Source organism: Vibrio sp. 10N.237.312.B06 (genome assembly GCF_041464685.1).
Lineage (GTDB): Bacteria > Pseudomonadota > Gammaproteobacteria > Enterobacterales > Vibrionaceae > Vibrio > Vibrio tasmaniensis_A.
The window spans coordinates 13,072-30,716 of sequence record NZ_JBFSPI010000038.1 but is presented as its reverse complement, the minus strand read 5'-3'; the positions used below and the strand labels follow the sequence as shown (position 1 = coordinate 30,716).

Here is a 17,645-nt window from a genome sequence, read left to right as displayed (position 1 = left end):
AAAGGCAAAGTTTTTTAGTCCCAAATGCATGCAAAGCTATCAGTCCTCACAGATTGTGATATACTCTGCGCGCATTTTATATCCTATTAACAGAGTAAGACAATGGCAGATTTATCGAAATACAGAAACATTGGTATTTTCGCGCACGTTGATGCGGGTAAAACAACTACCACTGAGCGTATCCTTAAGCTAACTGGTCAGATCCACAAGACTGGTGAAGTACATGATGGCGAATCAACTACTGACTTCATGGAACAGGAAGCTGAGCGCGGAATTACTATCCAATCAGCAGCTGTAAGCTGTTTCTGGAACGGTCACCGTCTAAACGTTATCGATACTCCTGGACACGTTGACTTCACAGTTGAAGTATACCGTTCTCTTAAAGTACTTGATGGCGGTATCGGTGTATTCTGTGGTTCTGGTGGTGTTGAACCACAATCAGAAACTAACTGGCGCTACGCTAACGAATCAGAAGTATCTCGTCTGATCTTCGTTAACAAACTAGACCGTATGGGTGCAGATTTCTACAACGTTGTTGACCAAGTTAAAAACGTTCTAGGTGCAACTCCTCTAGTTATGGTTCTACCAATCGGCCGCGAAGATGAATTCGTGGGTGTTGTAGACCTTCTAAGCCGTAAAGCATACGTTTGGGATGACACTGGTCTTCCTGAAAACTACGAAATCACTGATGTTCCTGCGGACATGGTTGATGACGTTGAGCAATACCGTGAAGAGCTAATCGAAACTGCTGTAGAGCAAGACGATGACCTAATGGAAGCTTACATGGAAGGTGAAGAGCCTTCTATCGAAGACATCAAACGTTGTATCCGTAAAGGTACTCGTGATATCGCATTCTTCCCTACGTTCTGTGGTTCTGCGTTCAAGAACAAAGGCATGCAAGTTATCCTTGATGCTGTAGTAGATTACCTACCTTCTCCAACTGAAGTTGATCCTCAACCTCTAATGGATGAGAACGGCGAAGAAACAGGCAACCACGCTATCGTTTCTACTGAAGAAACTTTCAAAGCGCTTGCGTTCAAAATCATGGATGACCGTTTCGGTGCTCTAACTTTCGTTCGTATTTACTCTGGTAAATTGAACAAAGGTGACACTATCCTTAACTCATTCACAGGTAAAACTGAGCGTGTTGGCCGTATGGTTGAGATGCAAGCTGATGACCGTAACGAACTAACTAGCGCACAAGCTGGTGACATCATTGCGATCGTTGGTATGAAGAACGTTCAAACTGGTCACACTCTATGTGATCCAAAAGACCAAGTAACGCTTGAGCCAATGGTTTTCCCAACTCCAGTAATCTCTATCGCTGTATCTCCAAAAGATAAAGGCGGTTCTGAGAAAATGGGTATCGCGATCGGTAAAATGGTTGCTGAAGATCCATCTTTCCAAGTTGAGACTGACGAAGAAACTGGCGAAACTATCCTTAAAGGTATGGGTGAGCTTCACCTAGACATCAAGGTAGATATCCTTAAGCGTACTTACGGCGTTGACCTAACAGTTGGTGCTCCTCAAGTTGCTTACCGTGAAACTATCACTCAAGCAATTGAAGATAGCTACACGCATAAGAAACAGTCTGGTGGTTCTGGTCAATTCGGTAAGATCGATTACCGTATCAAACCAGGTGAAGCAGGTTCTGGCTTCAAGTTCAACTCAGTAGTTGTGGGCGGTAACGTTCCTAAAGAATTCTGGCCTGCAGTTGAGAAAGGCTTTGCTGGCATGATGGATAACGGCGTACTAGCTGGCTTCCCTACGCTAGACGTTGAAGTTGAACTTTTCGATGGTGGTTTCCACGCAGTCGATTCATCTGCTATCGCATTTGAAATCGCAGCGAAAGGCGCATTCCGTCAATCTATGCCTAAAGCTGGCGCGCAACTTCTTGAGCCTATCATGAACGTTGACGTGTTCACTCCAGACGATCACGTTGGTGATGTTATCGGTGACCTTAACCGTCGTCGTGGCATGATCAAAGATCAACAAGCTGGCGTTACTGGTGTTCGTATTAAAGCTGACGTACCTCTTTCTGAGATGTTCGGCTACATCGGTCACCTACGTACTATCACTTCTGGTCGTGGCCAATTCTCTATGGAATTCGCGCAATACGCACCATGTCCAACTAACGTTGCTGACGAAGTGATTGCAAAAGTTAAAGCAGAAAAAGAAGCTGGTAAGTAATTAGCCCTTTTCTAAATTAGCTAAAAAAGCCCCGCAAGTGAAAGCTTGCGGGGCTTTTTATTATCAATGATACCAGCGAGCGTCGTTCTATTATCTTAAGCCTATATTTAAGAGCTTATGGGATGATCTTGGTTTTGATTGAAGAACATAGAGAAGAAATTAAAAAGGCCAACGAAAAATAAATGGCAGACTTTTCAAGTACGTATTTCTAAGGCATAGCTTTAACTTCAACCGTGATCGTATCTTGATATTTTCCAGCACGCGCAAATTCGATGTTACCTAACGTCACCTCAAGGGGAACTCCCCAGCGCTTAGTATCCTCATTGTTTGAGAAGGTATAGACCGATTTCTGGTTTACTAAGGCGTTATTAAAGCGCAATGTATATGGGATCGTGACGTTGGATTCCGACTTCTGTTTTAACTCACCATATCTCTGCTTTACAACCAATCTTACATTCGAGTTCGAAAGAAGATCAAAATCGGATCGATAGGTTCGGTTAGATTCAAGGTCACCAAGCTGGAAGCGATAACCTGAGCTCCCTGAGCGTTGAAGGTTTGGTGCGTTAGGCACTGAGTTGAAAGCCACAAACGCTGGTACGTTGAGTTTCACTTTGGCATTTTTTGTCTCTTGTTTTCTATCTAGGGAAATAGAGGCTTCAAGAAGTCCGTTATAATGACCAGATGCGGCCACTTTAGCCTCTGGCACTTTTATCCAAAACTTTGTTCTTTGGCTGTTATCCAGAGGTAGTTGAAAGCCTTTACTAGGAAAGTGGCTCAATTGGCGGAAGTTTTTGTCCAGAATAGTCAGAGGTAAATTTGTTCCAATTGAACTCAAATAGCTAGATTGTTTATTGTTGACCGATACTATGGCCGTCGGGAATCGACAGGTCTGAATATCACGCGACAACTCCAAATAAACGGGAATATAAGCGGCTAAATCTCGCTTAAATTCAACATTGCTTCTGTCGACGTTAAGTATCCACTTGCCACTGCATTCGGCCAAAACCGGTTGAGATAACATGGCTAAACCGAACACTGAGAACTTAAGTAAGTGTTTCATGGTTTATCCCTCTTTAATAAGTAAAGTTGGTAGATAAATCAGATTGTCATTGATTTCTGGGACGCTCAATTTTGTTGGGCTAAAGCCATCTATGACGATGGTGTAGTCACCCGGCGCAACGCCTTCCACAACGAACCTACCTGATCGATTAGTGAAAAATTCATATGTTTTCTGTTGTCCAACTAACTGACCTTGGAAAAGTTTTAGTGGTGTTTTTGGCCCGATCTCAATCTTACCTATAATGGTTTTCGATGCTGCCGAGCCAATTTTTATTAGATGGCCTGTTTGTGAACCTGGTGTAATGTTGTATTCGTGGTCACCGAAGTTATAACCTATTGGCGCATCCGGTACATCAATGTAGATACTGGATAATTGGTGCCCTCCAGATAACTGAACTGCATTACTTATAGTATAGGTAGATATTGCTTCTGCAGGATCGTCTGCAACCGCATTTATTTCTACATCAGCATCTAACGAGTCATGGACAGCGATGATTGCTACAGGGCCATTGATTGGATGTGACCAAGCCAAGTTACCGTCAGCCAAAGTAAACGCAGTACTCGCTCGTAAAGAAGCGGTTTGGTAGTTTGCTGAGTTATCAAATGCTAGGTGAGAAACTTTAGCGTCGGTGATAAATCGGTTTGCTACATAATTACCTTCGATTGAATAAGTTTGAGAGTCACTCTCGCCTTCAGCCGTCATCGCATAACCATAGCTGCCAGTATAATTCTCCGATGGACGTTGGAATTGAGCTCGATAGGTGTCTGGTTCGTTGGAGTAAGATACATTTGCATTGTATTTGCCGTCGTCAGAGTTCCAATCCCAATCAGCAGAAAAGGTGAAGCGAGTTTCGTCAATGTTTTCGTTTGGGTTTTCTTCTTTTTCGATACCTGCAGAGAGTGACACGTTATAAAATTGCCAAGCAATTTCAGTCGAGGCCTGCCATTGTACTTCTGCCTCTTCAAAATCACGATAGTCACCGCTCAGGATTAAGCTCAGGTTATCCGTAATACTGAAAACGTAGTTTGAAAAGACGCGGAGGCCAGTATTCGCATCCGTAATCTGCCAAGGTAATGCGAAATAATTCTCTTGATATTCACTACCAAGACGGAAGTTTGGGGAGCCGTAACTGTCAGTTCCCCATAATTGATGAGAGTAATCTAAGCTGTAGATACTACCTGTCTCATTATTGGGCTTGTTGTTTTGTGCCGAGGCTCGAATCCCCAAATTACCCCAATCGGAACCAACGGTAGCAATCATACCGAGTTGTTGTCCTTCTGGGTGGTACAAACCATTTACACCGACTGTTAAGGTATCGCTGATGCCATAGTCGTAATATCCAGAAGTTACCCATTGCTCGTTGTCATACTTAAAGTTGTTATCTTCAATTGTCGACGTTAAACCAGAGTAAAAGCCAAAATCAGAAATGCCTTCTCTTAATAAGCGTGAGTTAAAGAACTGGCTATAAACGATGGTATCGGTTCTGCCTGATTGATAACTAATGTCTAACTGAACGTCATTGGTACCAGAAACGAGAGGCAAATCATCAAGTGTATATCGACCTGGGGGTAATCGAATCTCGGTGAGAAAAACATCGTTGATATAGATTTCCACATCGGCACTCTCATTCAATACCAGCGGTTGAGTTCCTCCGTTCTGGATGTTTCGGGTAGGTTGTAAGTCTTGATACAAACGTTCAAAAGCAAGGCCACCGAGAGGTGTACTAGGAAGGTGCCCTGCACTTGCTTGGGTGACATCACCAAAGGTTAGACGAAAAGGGGTATTTGGTTCATCGAAGAACAGGCGAGCTTCACCTCGATACACGTCGGAATTGAGATCGCTACCACCAGTTACAAAGCCAGATATTTCAACATTAGCGCCTCGGACGCCACCAATATTGGATTTCAATAACCATTCACCAAGCCAAGTTTGGGTGTCTTCTGCATTAGAGTCGTTGAATAAGGAGTAATCTGTACTGGCATTCAGTGTATTTTGTACTGTCCAAAACGCGCTTTCTGAATATTGGGCGGGTTCATATTTGCTACCAAACGAAAGCAAAAATTCAGCTGCAGCCGTTTCATCAATCACTAAATTTATGCTTTGTTCGGAGGAGTTAAAAGTTGCATTGATACCCATACGATCCAACTGTTCGACTGTGATGTACTCTTCGGAAAAATCTCGTAGTGCAGCCAATGTATCAGGGTTAATCAATTTTTTAGTCGACTGAGCTATCTGATCTACGTTGACAGATCCAACACTTATACCGTCAGAGTATGCATTTACTTCACCGATTGTGTTTTCACCCCAAGTGACAGGAAATGGGAATAACCAACTTTGAGCGAACGCGGTTGGTATAGTCATTATTAGAGTGAGGTATAAAATGAGACTCTTCATGAAAGCATCATTAGTCTATTGTTTTAACAGAAACTTTCTCTGGCTGTCCCAGTTCACTTGGTAAGGGGTATTTGACGGTCGTTCCTGGCATCAAGTAAGCGCTTGTTTTTTTGCTTAGGACTTCCCAATCGACCGTTTTGTTTGCTTTATCGCCAGAGAAATTAAACTCCATACCATTCATGTTCAGTACTCGCTTACCATCGTTTCGGATAGTAACTTGGCGGTTTTGAAGTGTAGTGGTTGGAATTGATTTACTGGATGTGGGAGATACAAAAACCAAAGTTGCAAACTCTAGTAACATGGAAATAGAACTGTCGTCATTTTCCTCAATCTGATTTTCTAGCTCAATTTGCGTAAAGACAATACGGTAGGTGTCGGTTTGTTTTATTGGCCCTGTTGGCATGTAACGTACGCGGAAAGTCTGAGACTTTTGGCCGTCAATTTTTGCTTGAGGTGGTAGGATGAGAAATTCATCTTCTGACGGGGTTAAGATTTCTTCACCAGTAGAAAAATCAGTTTGATAGACGTTTACTTCTAGGAGAATCGGCTCTTCTTCAACATTAGTCACTTTATACAAACCTTGAGAATTCCGGCCCACATCATCAAGTTCTAAATAGATGGGGCTTACCTCGTATGCGAAAAGAATAGAACTAAACAACAAAGAAGATAGAAGAGTGGTAATCCTAACCATAGATATTTCTCCATAAAATAACTTGGCTCGATAACCGAGCCAAGTTTTGTTTGTCTATAAGACAATGTCCATAAAGTGTTGTTCGGTGATTAGCTTGCTGGACCTGCTGCTGCAAGACTCACTTTGATTTTACCTTTATATTTACCTGCTCGTGCAAATCCTGAATCTTCAGGTTTCACATAAATGGGATGCTTGTTGATTTTGTTCACCAAGTGTTCGCCCAATGATGGAATTGGTGGTGCCGTTACTTCTATGGCATGGTCGTTTTCAGTGTTCGCCACCATGTCTGAACCAATTCTTACTTTATAGTTAATTTTTTCACCCATATTGTGCTTGGTTACACCGTTTAGTTGGTAAGCTGTAACTGAAAATTCCAAATCAGCACCGTAATTACACCAAGCACGTAAGTTACCTACTAAAACTTTCTTGTTGTTGAAGCCATTGCTCCACGAATCAGTATGAACTTTGTTCGCTTTACGTAGAACGTTATTCTTCACGTCTTTTTTACCGATTCGCAATAGACAGCGTTTTGGAACTCGACCTTCGATTCGAATCGTCTTTTGGTCCGTTTTGCTCAGTGTTGTAAAGTCCACAGCATTATTAAACTGAACCGCAGAAGCGCCAAAAGAAAGTGAAGCGGCTGCTACAGCGGTAGCAAGAAGTAACTTTTTCATCGTTCAATCCCTCGTTAGTTAAGATGCATACCCGTGCATCACTTTTAAAGGTTACGAGGGAACAAAGTGCCAAACCTCATCACATAGAGTGAAAAATATCGCTTACATAGGGTGAGTTTAGAATGAGTTTTGTTATATTCCAATTTTCTTGTGATCTTACTATTTTCTTGTGACCTTGCTATATATCGAATCTAATTAAAGCTTTTTACCTGAGCAAGAAGTTCATACCTGGATCGTAAGTTTAATTTACGAAGTAAGTTTGATGAGTGAGTCTTCACTGTGTTGATACTGACGTGTTGCTGAGATGCTATCTGAGAGTTCGACAGCCCTTTTAGTATCAATGAGCAAGTATCCCTTTCTTTTTTTGTTAACTCTTTATAATTAACTATATTTTCACAGGCTGATTCATAGTTGGTTTCATTGCTTTGATAAGAAGAAACCAGTTTATTTAACACTGACCTTGGAAACCATATCTCTTCTTGATAAACAGATAAAATTGCTTTCGATATAAACTCAAAGTGCTGATCTACTTGCCCCGAAAAACCTTTTTCTAGCCATACTGTAGATGTATTGTCATTCACATTGACAGCTAACCAAAATTCATTTCTTTCATGTAGGATAAATCCGTATCTTTTGGGGCATGGCATTGTTTGAATATCAAATAAAACAACCGTTTCAGGTTCGAGTTTCGGTACTTGCATAAAGCATTGGGAGTGAGAGATTTGCGCACTAGGAATAGATACCGCAAGTAGGTCTTTTATCACCCTATAGTATGAATTATTGCGGGTAAGAACATGAATGTCTAACGCGAGTTCAGAATCAACTTCCATGATTGACCTCTCTATTTACTCATACAAAAAATCTTTAATAATCGGTAGGTTAATGAGGAGTTATCCCACAGAGTCTAGTTAAATAATATTAGTATTGATTAAGTATTATTCAATGCAATTGATGTGATATTCGTTTTAATCATTGATTTTACGAGTAATATAAGGGGATAAAATAAAATGCGCACCAATGGTTTCATACTTTAGTACCGTAAATGGTGCGTTTGTTAAAGGAAGGGACTAGCGTTTCAAATCGATATAGATTTGCTCTACTTTGGTACGAGCCCAATCTGTTTTACGCAAAAATTTTAAACTTGATTTAATGCTTGGATCTTTTTTGAAGCAGTTGATATTTACCATGTAACTCAACTCTTCCCAACCGTAATGTTCAACCAATTCAGTCAGCAGCTTCTGTAGAGTGATACCGTGAAGTGGGTTGTTGTCTTGTGTCATGAGATGTTCTCGCCATTTATTTGAGTTAAGTATACCAGTTTCGCCTTATGAATTATCCGACCATTTGAGTTCGTAGTCGGTGTGGATAATCGAAAGCTCTTCTCTACCTGTATTACCAAATAATTTAACCTGATTCTGCATCCATTCTTCGAAACGTTTTATCTTTTCTCGATGGAAGTAACCTGGAGGCGCGCATAAAAAGTAATTGTATTTAGGCTTCAGCGCGATGTTTCCGATTCGCACCAATTTCTTTTCCTGTAAATAGCGATACACCAAGCTGTGCTTAACAAGCGCGACACCTTGAACGGATAGTGCACCTTCTAACACAAAATGAGAGCCATCAAATTGCAATGATGTGCGGCCAGCTTTTACTCCTGCGACTTGTAACCAGAGATTCCAATCCATATCAGGCCAACGGTCTTCAATGAGTTCCGCTTTATGCAGATCGTCGATGTCATAGATACCATGTTTCTCTTGATAAATAGGGTGGCAAACCGGGTAAATGACCTCGTCCATCAACCAACGTGATTCGATGTTTGGGTAGTCTCCATGACCGTATCTAACGCAGATATCGACATTAGAATCTTCAAATGTGACTAGCTTATTGGTCGGCTCAATTAACATGGATAGATCAGGGTGGCGACCGCGAAAGTCGCCAATTCTTGGTACGAGCCAATGCTGAGCAAAGGAAGGCACGGTAGAGATCGACAGTTGAGTAGGGTTAGGATCTTGGTTGATTCGTCTCACCCCATCTTGAATATGAGCAAAGCCTTTCTTCGCTTGCAGGTAAAGCACTTCACCTTCATGAGTGAGTACTATTTTTCGGTGTTGGCGAATAAACAGATCTGCACCTAACCACTCTTCAAGTTGGCGAATCTGTTGGCTGACGGCAGCTGCCGTGACAAATAGTTTCTGTGCGGCGACTTTAAAACTGCCAGTTTCAGCCGCCGTGTAAAAATAGTAGATCCCTTGGAATGGTGGGGCTCGTTCTCTCACATTAGTTTTCCTTAACTGAATGCCAGTATCTATCGTTTGTCGATGTTGCTCTGTTGATTAATTATCGACCATAACAAAACAAAAGATCAACAGGAGAAAGGCTATGAATACGATCACAGCAACAGCAAATACCAACCATTCATTTTTTTCATCATTATCAATTAAGAAATTCTATTCTAAATTAGGCCTGTACTTTCAAAATCGTAGAACTAGAAAGCAGCTGTCTGAGCTACCCGATTATTTACTGAGAGATGTCGGGATTACGTCGGAACAAGTCGAGAAAGAACTGAAGAAGTCATTTTGGGAGTGATTCGAGGCAACGTAGCTTTTAACTCGACGTTGCTTTAACTCAACATAGTTTTGTCGGTGTCGGGAGGTTTACGTTACCGTTCTATGTTGAGTTAGGTTTATGGTTTATATAAAGAAGTGGGAGATGAGATTTAACTCTCCAATAGCTCGTTTACTTCTTCGTGCAACCAATTGGTGAACGCGGTAATACGCTCTTCTCTCGGGGAGTTAGGGTCAAAGCATAGGTTGACTTGAACCCCAGGTGTCATGCCTATATCAAAGGGCTTCACTAGCAAGCCGCGTTCGATGAAGTCACCAGCTAAGCTGTCTGTTGCCAAGCAAACCCCATGTCCCGCCATGACAGTCGTTAACCCCATATCAAAGGTACCGACTTCCATCCACTGAATGGTGCTGCTTTGAGTCGATATGTTTGCTTGCCTAAACCATTCCTCCCACGGGAAACAACCGCTATCAAACTGAATCAGCCAACATTTGAGGAGTTGTTCAGGTGATGTGAAGTTCAAAGAGTTTGCGAGTTCAGGGGAACAAAAAGGGTAAACCGGTTCGTTGATTAGCATCTCAAGAGTCAAGCCTTCTTCAACGCATAGATCTTCGCCTTGTCGAATAGCAACATCAATCTCGCCATGTTTTAAATTTGGGGTATCACACCCTGTTAGTATCTTAATTGGGATCTCTGGGTGCTTTACCGAGAACTTCCACAGCCTAGGTAGTAACCAACGAGAAGCAAAAGAAGGGGGACTTCTAACAACAAGCAGCCCTTGAATAGGTTCTGATTGGATCTTGTTTAACCCCAGCAGAACCTCTTGAAATCCATCAGAGACATGTCTAAAAAGTGTGTGCCCTTCATGCGTCAAAGTCATTGCACGCCCCTTACGAATAAAGAGCTTACATCCAAGCTGTTCTTCTAACTGTCGAATCTTCTGGCTGACGGCTGCTTGAGTGACGAACAGCTCTTCAGCCGCTTTGCTGTAATTGCTCAAGCGAGCCGCAACTTCAAAGTAACGGAGACCTGAAAGGTGACGCAGTCTATTGTCCATAATCTCAGCTTATAGTTCTTGTTAATAATGGTTGTTCGATTATCGAACAGGTTGTTTTCATAAGAGCGATAGAACGATGGCGAGCACAAGAGAGAAATTATGGAGTTATTAATCAATTTGAAGAGTTTTTTCGGTTATAAAATCTTTAAAAACAAGGTAATGGGAGTCAAGATTGACGAGACTAAATCTAATAAGGTGTTATGTGTAGAACAGTTAAGTCATCGAGTAAAAGAGGATTTAGGATTAAGTAGCGAGAACAACAATGATTCAGACTACACCAAATATTTATAACCTTTTGTTATCTTAAAGGAGTCGCAAGGGTTCTTTGTGAGGAAGGTCTCTTTGGGGTAGCTCTATCTAACTATTCCATAATAAACACTGAGAGTATTTCTATTTTATTCGCTACTAAACTAAATGCTTAATTTGAACTTTTGTTGTCTTATATTTGAGACTGTGGTGGTGATTTATATAGAAACAACAGCAGTCTGATTTATATCCTTACTTTATCTAATGGATATAAAACAGACAGTTATTTGGGTGCTGAATAAATTGGGAGTTAGATTCTATTTTATATTGGACGTTATTTTCGTATTTAACCAACTGAAAATAATATATTTTAATTACTATCGATATTGATAGCGGTAGCAATCGTATTACCTTCAAATACCCCTCGCGTATAAAACTTGAACAACTCATTTATCAATTCTATATCTGTAATGTTGAGCTTTTCTGTATCTCCTAGGTTTTCTATTGGGCTATATATGGGGAATAGAAAGGCGAAAGGGTGGGGGCTGTATGAGATCTATTTCAAGAGGTTCAGAACGTAACCGCTATCGAAGCGGTCTAAAATCCAAAATAAAAGGCATCGCTATTATCGAGTTTACGATCGTGGTGAGCCTGTTTTTTGCGCTTTTTTTGACGGTTGTTGATCTTGGTATATATGGGTTTGTTAAATTGACCATGCAACATTCGGCAAGAGAGGGCGCAAGATATGCCATCACAGGTCGTTCTGATCTCGATCCCGACGCATCGAGTAATCGAGAAGCGGCAATCTTAGAAAAAATTTCCCAATCTTCGAGTGGTCTACTCGACAAAGTGATGGATGTTCAAAACATACGTGTTGAAGATGTCTATGGTAATGCCGTCGCTGGTTTTGGTGGCTCAGGGGACATTATTTCTATTCATCTTGATTGTGAGTGGCCATCTGTAAACCCTTATATGTATGTTTTGCTTGATGACGGGAAGTTTAAATTTACCGTTAGTGCGGCAATGAAAAACGAAGCTTTTTAAGGAGGAACAGGATGTTTCCTTTGAAGATCAAAAGAGCCGCAGAGAAAGGGTTTGCGGCAATCGAAATGACCTTAATAGCACCATTGTTCATGTTGCTTATTGTTGCTGCTGTCGATATCACGCACCTCATTCAAGCCAATCACATCATTATCAGTATCAGTCGAGAAGGTGGGAACATTATTTCTCGGAGTAATACTGATACCCCTCAAGAAGTGATGGACATCATAGCGACGACATCGGGAACATTGGACTTGACGCAAGACGGTGTCATTTACATTACCGAGGTGGTTGGTCAAGAAGGTGCTTCCCCCTACATTAAAAGTCAATATCGATGGAACCAACACGGATTAAGTAAAAATAGTGCTATTTGGTCGAGTTGCAGTAACTGGGCAAGTGATGGGGAGTGTTCTGATGTGGATTCAGATGATCCCCCGTTCATCAATAATCTCGCAGTTGCACTTGATGACGGGGAGATCGTTTACAGCGTAGAGGTATTCTATGACTACTCACCCATCTTTAGTCGAGTATTCGACGAGCAATATATTTTGAGTGACACAACATATATGTAGGGAGGTTAAAATGGATAAGGGAACCCCAATCAAATATCGTTACAGTCGGGGGTTAGTGGCTTTGATGTCAATCATCGCACTGCCTTTTATTTTGTTAGTTGTTGGACTTTCAGTGGATGCTGGACGCGCTTACATTGTTAAGTCTAAATTATTTGCGGCGGTTGATGCTGCGAGTATTGCAGCCGCAAGAGCGGTCGCTAATGGCGAAGATGCAGGGCGTGCTGCAGCTCAAAAATATTTTTCAGCTAATATCCCCGCCGACTTTTATTCAGCAACGCCGAGCTTAGGTGCGGTGAACTTCGCATATGATTCTTTTGGTAATATTTCCATAGATATTTCGGCTACAGCGCAAGTACCTACTATCTTTTTGCCCTTGATAGGGTTAGATACATTCAACCCAGGAGTTTCAGCACAATCTATCCGTCGCCCCGTAGATTTGGTGTTAGTGATTGATAACACTACTTCCTTGAGACTAGGGAGTATTGGCGACGTGACACAAGACGTGATTGATCGGTCTAAGTCGTTCATTGAAAATTTTCATGAGGGATTTGATCGAATTTCATTGGTTAAGTTTGCTTTTGGATCTGAAGTCCCTGTGGGGTTCAATGCGACCCGTGGACATAGCCGGAGTACCATAAAATCTGAAATTGATAGCTTTAACTTTGGTAGCACTTCAAATGCCCAATATACCAATGCATCAGAAGGGATGTATCGAGCTCTGAATGAACTCAGAACTGTGACTGATCCTGCCAACTTGAAAGTGATTGTATTCTTTACTGATGGAGCGCCAAATACTTTTGCTACGACGTTTGATTTTGAAGGTGGTGGAACTCACACAGGGGCTATAAGATCGAGCGACGGTAGTAGTGGCAGACCTAGAGGTCTTTGGAGACATGATACGATTGCTACCAGGTTACCGGGCGGTTACGAGGGAAGAGATATTGATGACTATATCAGCGAAATTCCTCAGTATTATACAACTCATGATGCTAGTGCCACCGAGTTCAACATTTTGAACCCGACTCATGCGGTGCGCCCAGTAGCGCAATATGCCCCTGATAGTCATTCAGCAAATGATCTGTATACCAGAGTTAATCGGGTTGCTCGTAATCTAGTTGAAGACATCGCGGAAAAGGCTAGAACGGAAGACATATATGTATTTACGTTGGGTTTAGGCTCATCACTAACATCGGCAACTGGACCTGATAGTGAGTTTGGTGAGGACTTATTGTTACGAATGGCAAACTCTAGCGCGCTTTTAGATGATCCGGACCTGAGTTCCGACTATGATCCTGCTCAGCTTGAAGGGGTGTATTGCCATGCCATCGATGAAGAGGCATTAGGCCCTTGTTTTGATGAGATGTTAGACGTAATTATCAGGTTAACCTTGTAATACTTGTCTGCGGGTTATTGCTTGCGTTAAGACTGTCAGTAAGAAGAACAGTCATTAGGAAGTAGAATTACATAAAAAGAGGGAGCTCTTAAGCTCCCTCTTAGTGCCAATTTCAGTTTAGTAGCACTCTTTATTCAGTGTTAGGTGCAAGTAATGGTTATTCTTCCCAAACCACCAATTTATCTTTCGGCCAGTTATGACCGATTTCATGGTATTTCTGCTCAAGGATATGTCGCTTTATCTTGAGAGTCGGGGTAAGTACACCGTTGTCGATGCTCCACGGTTCCTTAATCATCAGTACCCCTTTGATCTTCTCATGCGAGGCTAACTGTTCGTTCATTTTTTCAATGACACGTTTACTTGTTCTTTCATAACGAGCTCGATCAAAATTAGGGAAGTCATGCGGTACCACTAGTAGGATAGGACCAGGTAAGCCTAAGCCGATCAAACACATCATTTCTACGCGGCTGTATTCAAACAGTTTGTTTTCGATTGGCACTGGAGCCACAAACTTACCTTTCGCAGTTTTAAAGGTGTCTTTTTTACGTCCCCGGATCGTTAGGTAGCCCTCGCTGTCGATATCACCAATATCGCCAGTATGAAGCCATCCCTCAGAGTTAAAAGACTCTTGGGTGGCTATGTCATTTTTGTAATAACCAGAGAACATACCTTTGCTTCGAACCAAAATTTCTTCATCTTCTGCAATTTTGAGTTCGATGCCCGGACCAGCATTACCCACAGTACCAATTTTGTCGGCTCTAAACGGGTGATTAATCGTGCTGTAGGCGAAAGACTCTGTCATTCCCCAAGCCTCGGTAATGTGTAGACCAACACTCTCATACCATGCGAGTAGAGCCGGTGATACCGGAGCTGAACCACATCCCAAAACGCGGGCTTGATCTAACCCTAGGCCATCAGCCAGTTTCTTCTTAATGATGTTGTTGATAAACGGAATCTTAAGTAAGAAATTCAGTTTCTTCTGTGGAAGCTTATCTTGGATTCGTTGCTGGAACAGAGTCCATAAACGAGGAACTGAAATAAATAGAGTAGGGCGATGCATTTTCACATCATCAATAAAGGTATCTAAAGACTCCGGGAAAGCAGTGACTATACCGCCCATTACCGATGAGCCAAAGATGTAAACGCGTTCTGTAATATGGGCAAGCGGTAGATAAGAGAACAAGCGATCGCCGGGTTGGATACCAATATGATCGATCAACCGTTGAACTGACCACGTAAAGGCGCCGTATGTGAGCATCGCGCCTTTTGGTAGCCCTGATGTACCCGAAGTATAAACAAGCGACATTACTCTATCATCGTGATGCTGAGGACGCTTGGTTGAGGGTTCATGGGTATCGATGAGTTGTTCGAAAGTATGTTGGCACTTCGCTGCGCTATCGTAGGGAAGTGAGATACTCACCAAGTTTGGATTATCATCCAGTACTATTTGAGTGGCCTTAGGATCGTCGAGTTTACCCGCAATCACAATTTTACTTTCACTGTGTTCAATACAGTACTGTATGGTATCGGCACCCGCTGTTGGAAAGATTGGGACGCTGACAAAATCTCCTAACATCATGGCAAGATCGCAGATAAACCATTCTGCACAGTTTTTCGATACGAGAGCGACTCGATCACCGGGTTGGGCTCCGAGTCCTTCTAATGCTGACGCCAGTTTCAGTGCTTTGTCGGCCACTTCTTTATAAGTAAACTCAACAAATTGGCGGTTAATAATTTGCTTTAAGTAGACTTCATCTGGGCGTTCTTCTGCCCATTTTAAAATCATGTCATTGGGTGTAGGGAGAGCTGTTGCTTGTTCTTGGCTAAACTCGTTAGGCTGAATCATTGTCTAACTCCATGTTTTTCGCTAAGTTATTTTTGTTAAAATCATGTTAAATGTACCATGATTTTTTCTTTTAGGGAGTAAAATTAGCGTTTATGCTCTTTGTTTTCCGTTATCTGTGCAGGCTCGCCTGTAACTTGCAGGCGTTACTCCAGTCCGTTTCTTAAAAATTCTCGAGAAATATGACACATCCTTGTATCCACATTGATAGGAAATGACAGCAATTTTTGATTCGGTATCTGCCTCGATTAACTTTTTGGCAAGTAGAATGCGTTTATCGCACACGAAGTCTCTAAAGCTTACTCCAAAGTGTAGATGAAACTTCTTAGAAAAATAGGTGGTTGAACAGTGACATTTCTCAGCGATCTCTGTTTCTCTGATTTCTTTGTTGATGTTGTCCATCACAAAGTTAATAACTTCGGATGTGAAGACCTTTACAGGCAGTTGGTTGTTGTTGTTTGTGTCTCTGTCGATATCGAAGTGGGACTCGAACATATGCTGTGTCTTGGCCTTAAGCTCTTCGAATTGACTGGTCAGATGATTACTGTTTGTTTCTATGATGAAAAATATATTCTTATGATTTCGAACGATATTAGGTAACGGGTCAGAGCAAATAATGACAATTCTTTTGTTCAAATTTTCGCAAATAGATAAAGCCATGGTAAGTAGTTGGATTTTATCTGCGCTATTCAATATGAAAAATACCAATCTTACATCTAAGTTACTGATTATAGATATGTCTTGTTTGAAGTTTTTAATAGAAAAATAGTGGCCTATTTTATTAATAATAACGGAGTTGAAATCACTATCTTTGTCCGACAATAACGGAGTTACTATTTTCATATTAATATAATCTTCGTTTTATATCGGTTTTTTTGTCTAAAAACAACCGAATAACAAGTAATAGTAATTAGATTAGAAGTACCACAAGAAAGTGCAAGTAAATGGCAAAATAATCCTAACCTAATATATCGTTCAGCTCTAGATTTAGTTTACAGGTAAATAAAACCTGATACGTAAATCAAGGAGAGATTCTTATGAATAACCTATTGAAAAACATTAAAGAATTTATGAATGATGAAGAAGGTTTAACGGTCATCGAATATGTGATCGGTGCTGCTATGCTCGTGTTAGGGTTGACAACCATATTCAGTGGAATTGGTAATGTCTTGTCAGCGAAACTCAGTGCTATTGTTAATGCTATTAGTACGACAACAGCCCCGTAGACACTATGAATAAAAAGGGAATTAGAAAGCAGAAAGGACTAACTATTGTCGAGTACGTTATCGGTGCTGCTTTACTTGTCATTTTTGCTTGGGCCATATTCTCTGGTATAGCTACAGCCTTATTCAGTAAATTCATAATAATTGTGTCAGGTATATAAATGAATGATAAGTGAATCTCTGGTTTTTTGGGTGCTATTAATTGTTGTTTCAGTCTTCGATGTGAAAGAAAATCGGATACCAAATAAAGCTCTGATTTTATTTGTATTACTGTACTTTATTTTATTGATTAATGGCGGAATTTCTTGGGATTCACTTACGACTTCTTTAGTTGGCGCTGCAACCTTTTTCTTTTCAGGGCTTTGTTTATATTTTTTACGAGCAATGTCTGCTGGTGATGTAAAGCTATTGGGTGTGATAGGCCTGTATGTCGGTTGGGGTAATTTGCTTGATATTTCTTATTATATTCTCATTGCCGCAGGGATAATCGCTACATTTTACTTGCTCTATAATAGTGCAAACAGTGAATCTCTGACCGTTAGAAACTATTTTGAAGAAAAACTAATGTTAGTTAGTGGAATGTCAACCAGAACAAAGAATGTGTCTACGGTTCATTCTCGGTATTCAAATAAGGTGACGATGCCTTTCGCACCTTCAGTTGTTATAGGCTTAGCGATGTATAGCTATTTTACGTAA

The 17,645-nt window shown here is 41.2% G+C and carries 17 protein-coding genes; 7 read left to right on the top strand and 10 right to left on the bottom strand.

Annotation, left to right across the window (positions count from 1 at the left end; all coding sequences use genetic code 11):
* Positions 1-102: 102 nt before the first annotated feature.
* Positions 103-2,190, top strand: coding sequence for an elongation factor G (gene fusA, locus AB6C75_RS12170; protein WP_009847514.1), 2,088 nt, complete (start codon positions 103-105; stop codon positions 2,188-2,190).
* Positions 2,191-2,398: 208 nt separating this feature from the next.
* Here fusA and AB6C75_RS12165 read toward each other — a convergent pair whose 3' ends face one another.
* The 7 genes from AB6C75_RS12165 to AB6C75_RS12135 form a co-directional block, all read right to left on the bottom strand.
* Positions 2,399-3,250 (bottom strand): hypothetical protein, encoded by an 852-nt coding sequence (locus AB6C75_RS12165; protein ID WP_102257752.1) that lies wholly within the window; start codon positions 3,248-3,250, stop codon positions 2,399-2,401.
* A gap of 3 nt (positions 3,251-3,253) precedes the next feature.
* Entirely contained in the window at positions 3,254-5,644 is a 2,391-nt protein-coding gene (locus tag AB6C75_RS12160; RefSeq protein WP_372107885.1) for a fimbria/pilus outer membrane usher protein, read from the bottom strand.
* A gap of 10 nt (positions 5,645-5,654) precedes the next feature.
* Entirely contained in the window at positions 5,655-6,335 is a 681-nt protein-coding gene (locus tag AB6C75_RS12155; protein ID WP_372107884.1) for a molecular chaperone, read from the bottom strand.
* An 89-nt stretch (positions 6,336-6,424) separates the two neighbouring features.
* Positions 6,425-7,009, bottom strand: a complete 585-nt coding sequence (locus tag AB6C75_RS12150) for a hypothetical protein (RefSeq protein WP_086048837.1) — start codon at positions 7,007-7,009, stop codon at positions 6,425-6,427.
* Between the two features lie 191 nt (positions 7,010-7,200).
* Positions 7,201-7,839: a helix-turn-helix transcriptional regulator gene (locus AB6C75_RS12145; protein ID WP_102257755.1), complete on the bottom strand. Its 639-nt coding sequence runs from the start codon at positions 7,837-7,839 to the stop codon at positions 7,201-7,203.
* A 237-nt stretch (positions 7,840-8,076) separates the two neighbouring features.
* Entirely contained in the window at positions 8,077-8,289 is a 213-nt protein-coding gene (locus AB6C75_RS12140) for a VF530 family DNA-binding protein (RefSeq protein WP_012604684.1), read from the bottom strand.
* A 45-nt stretch (positions 8,290-8,334) separates the two neighbouring features.
* The gene (locus tag AB6C75_RS12135; RefSeq protein WP_102582438.1) at positions 8,335-9,285 is read right to left on the bottom strand and encodes a LysR substrate-binding domain-containing protein; all 951 of its coding nucleotides are present in this window, start codon (positions 9,283-9,285) and stop codon (positions 8,335-8,337) included.
* Between the two features lie 103 nt (positions 9,286-9,388).
* Between AB6C75_RS12135 and AB6C75_RS12130 the strand changes: the two genes are divergently transcribed.
* On the top strand, positions 9,389-9,595 hold the full coding sequence (locus AB6C75_RS12130; RefSeq protein ID WP_017060829.1) for a DUF1127 domain-containing protein: 207 nt from the start codon (positions 9,389-9,391) through the stop codon (positions 9,593-9,595).
* 130 nt (positions 9,596-9,725) lie between these two features.
* Here AB6C75_RS12130 and AB6C75_RS12125 read toward each other — a convergent pair whose 3' ends face one another.
* Positions 9,726-10,631: a LysR substrate-binding domain-containing protein gene (locus AB6C75_RS12125; protein ID WP_102257757.1), complete on the bottom strand. Its 906-nt coding sequence runs from the start codon at positions 10,629-10,631 to the stop codon at positions 9,726-9,728.
* A 795-nt stretch (positions 10,632-11,426) separates the two neighbouring features.
* On the opposite strand from AB6C75_RS12125, the gene AB6C75_RS12120 reads away from it, so the two are divergent.
* From AB6C75_RS12120 to AB6C75_RS12110, 3 genes are read left to right on the top strand one after another with little or no spacing between them, the layout of a single operon-like run.
* Positions 11,427-11,921 (top strand): TadE family protein, encoded by a 495-nt coding sequence (locus AB6C75_RS12120; protein ID WP_102257759.1) that lies wholly within the window; start codon positions 11,427-11,429, stop codon positions 11,919-11,921.
* 11 nt (positions 11,922-11,932) lie between these two features.
* Positions 11,933-12,490, top strand: coding sequence for a TadE/TadG family type IV pilus assembly protein (locus AB6C75_RS12115; protein WP_372107883.1), 558 nt, complete (start codon positions 11,933-11,935; stop codon positions 12,488-12,490).
* A gap of 10 nt (positions 12,491-12,500) precedes the next feature.
* A complete protein-coding gene (locus tag AB6C75_RS12110; protein ID WP_102257760.1) occupies positions 12,501-13,883 on the top strand; it encodes a vWA domain-containing protein in 1,383 nt (460 codons plus the stop codon).
* A 157-nt stretch (positions 13,884-14,040) separates the two neighbouring features.
* Here the strand turns inward: AB6C75_RS12110 and AB6C75_RS12105 are convergent, their stop codons facing one another.
* Both AB6C75_RS12105 and AB6C75_RS12100 read right to left on the bottom strand, forming a co-directional pair.
* On the bottom strand, positions 14,041-15,729 hold the full coding sequence (locus AB6C75_RS12105; RefSeq protein WP_372107882.1) for an AMP-binding protein: 1,689 nt from the start codon (positions 15,727-15,729) through the stop codon (positions 14,041-14,043).
* Between the two features lie 90 nt (positions 15,730-15,819).
* Complete coding sequence (locus tag AB6C75_RS12100) at positions 15,820-16,569, bottom strand: helix-turn-helix domain-containing protein (RefSeq protein WP_372107881.1); 750 nt, start codon at positions 16,567-16,569, stop codon at positions 15,820-15,822.
* Positions 16,570-16,763: 194 nt separating this feature from the next.
* Between AB6C75_RS12100 and AB6C75_RS12095 the strand changes: the two genes are divergently transcribed.
* Both AB6C75_RS12095 and AB6C75_RS12090 read left to right on the top strand, forming a co-directional pair.
* Positions 16,764-16,952 (top strand): Flp family type IVb pilin, encoded by a 189-nt coding sequence (locus tag AB6C75_RS12095; RefSeq protein ID WP_009847502.1) that lies wholly within the window; start codon positions 16,764-16,766, stop codon positions 16,950-16,952.
* Between the two features lie 162 nt (positions 16,953-17,114).
* The gene (locus AB6C75_RS12090; protein ID WP_102257763.1) at positions 17,115-17,645 is read left to right on the top strand and encodes a prepilin peptidase; all 531 of its coding nucleotides are present in this window, start codon (positions 17,115-17,117) and stop codon (positions 17,643-17,645) included.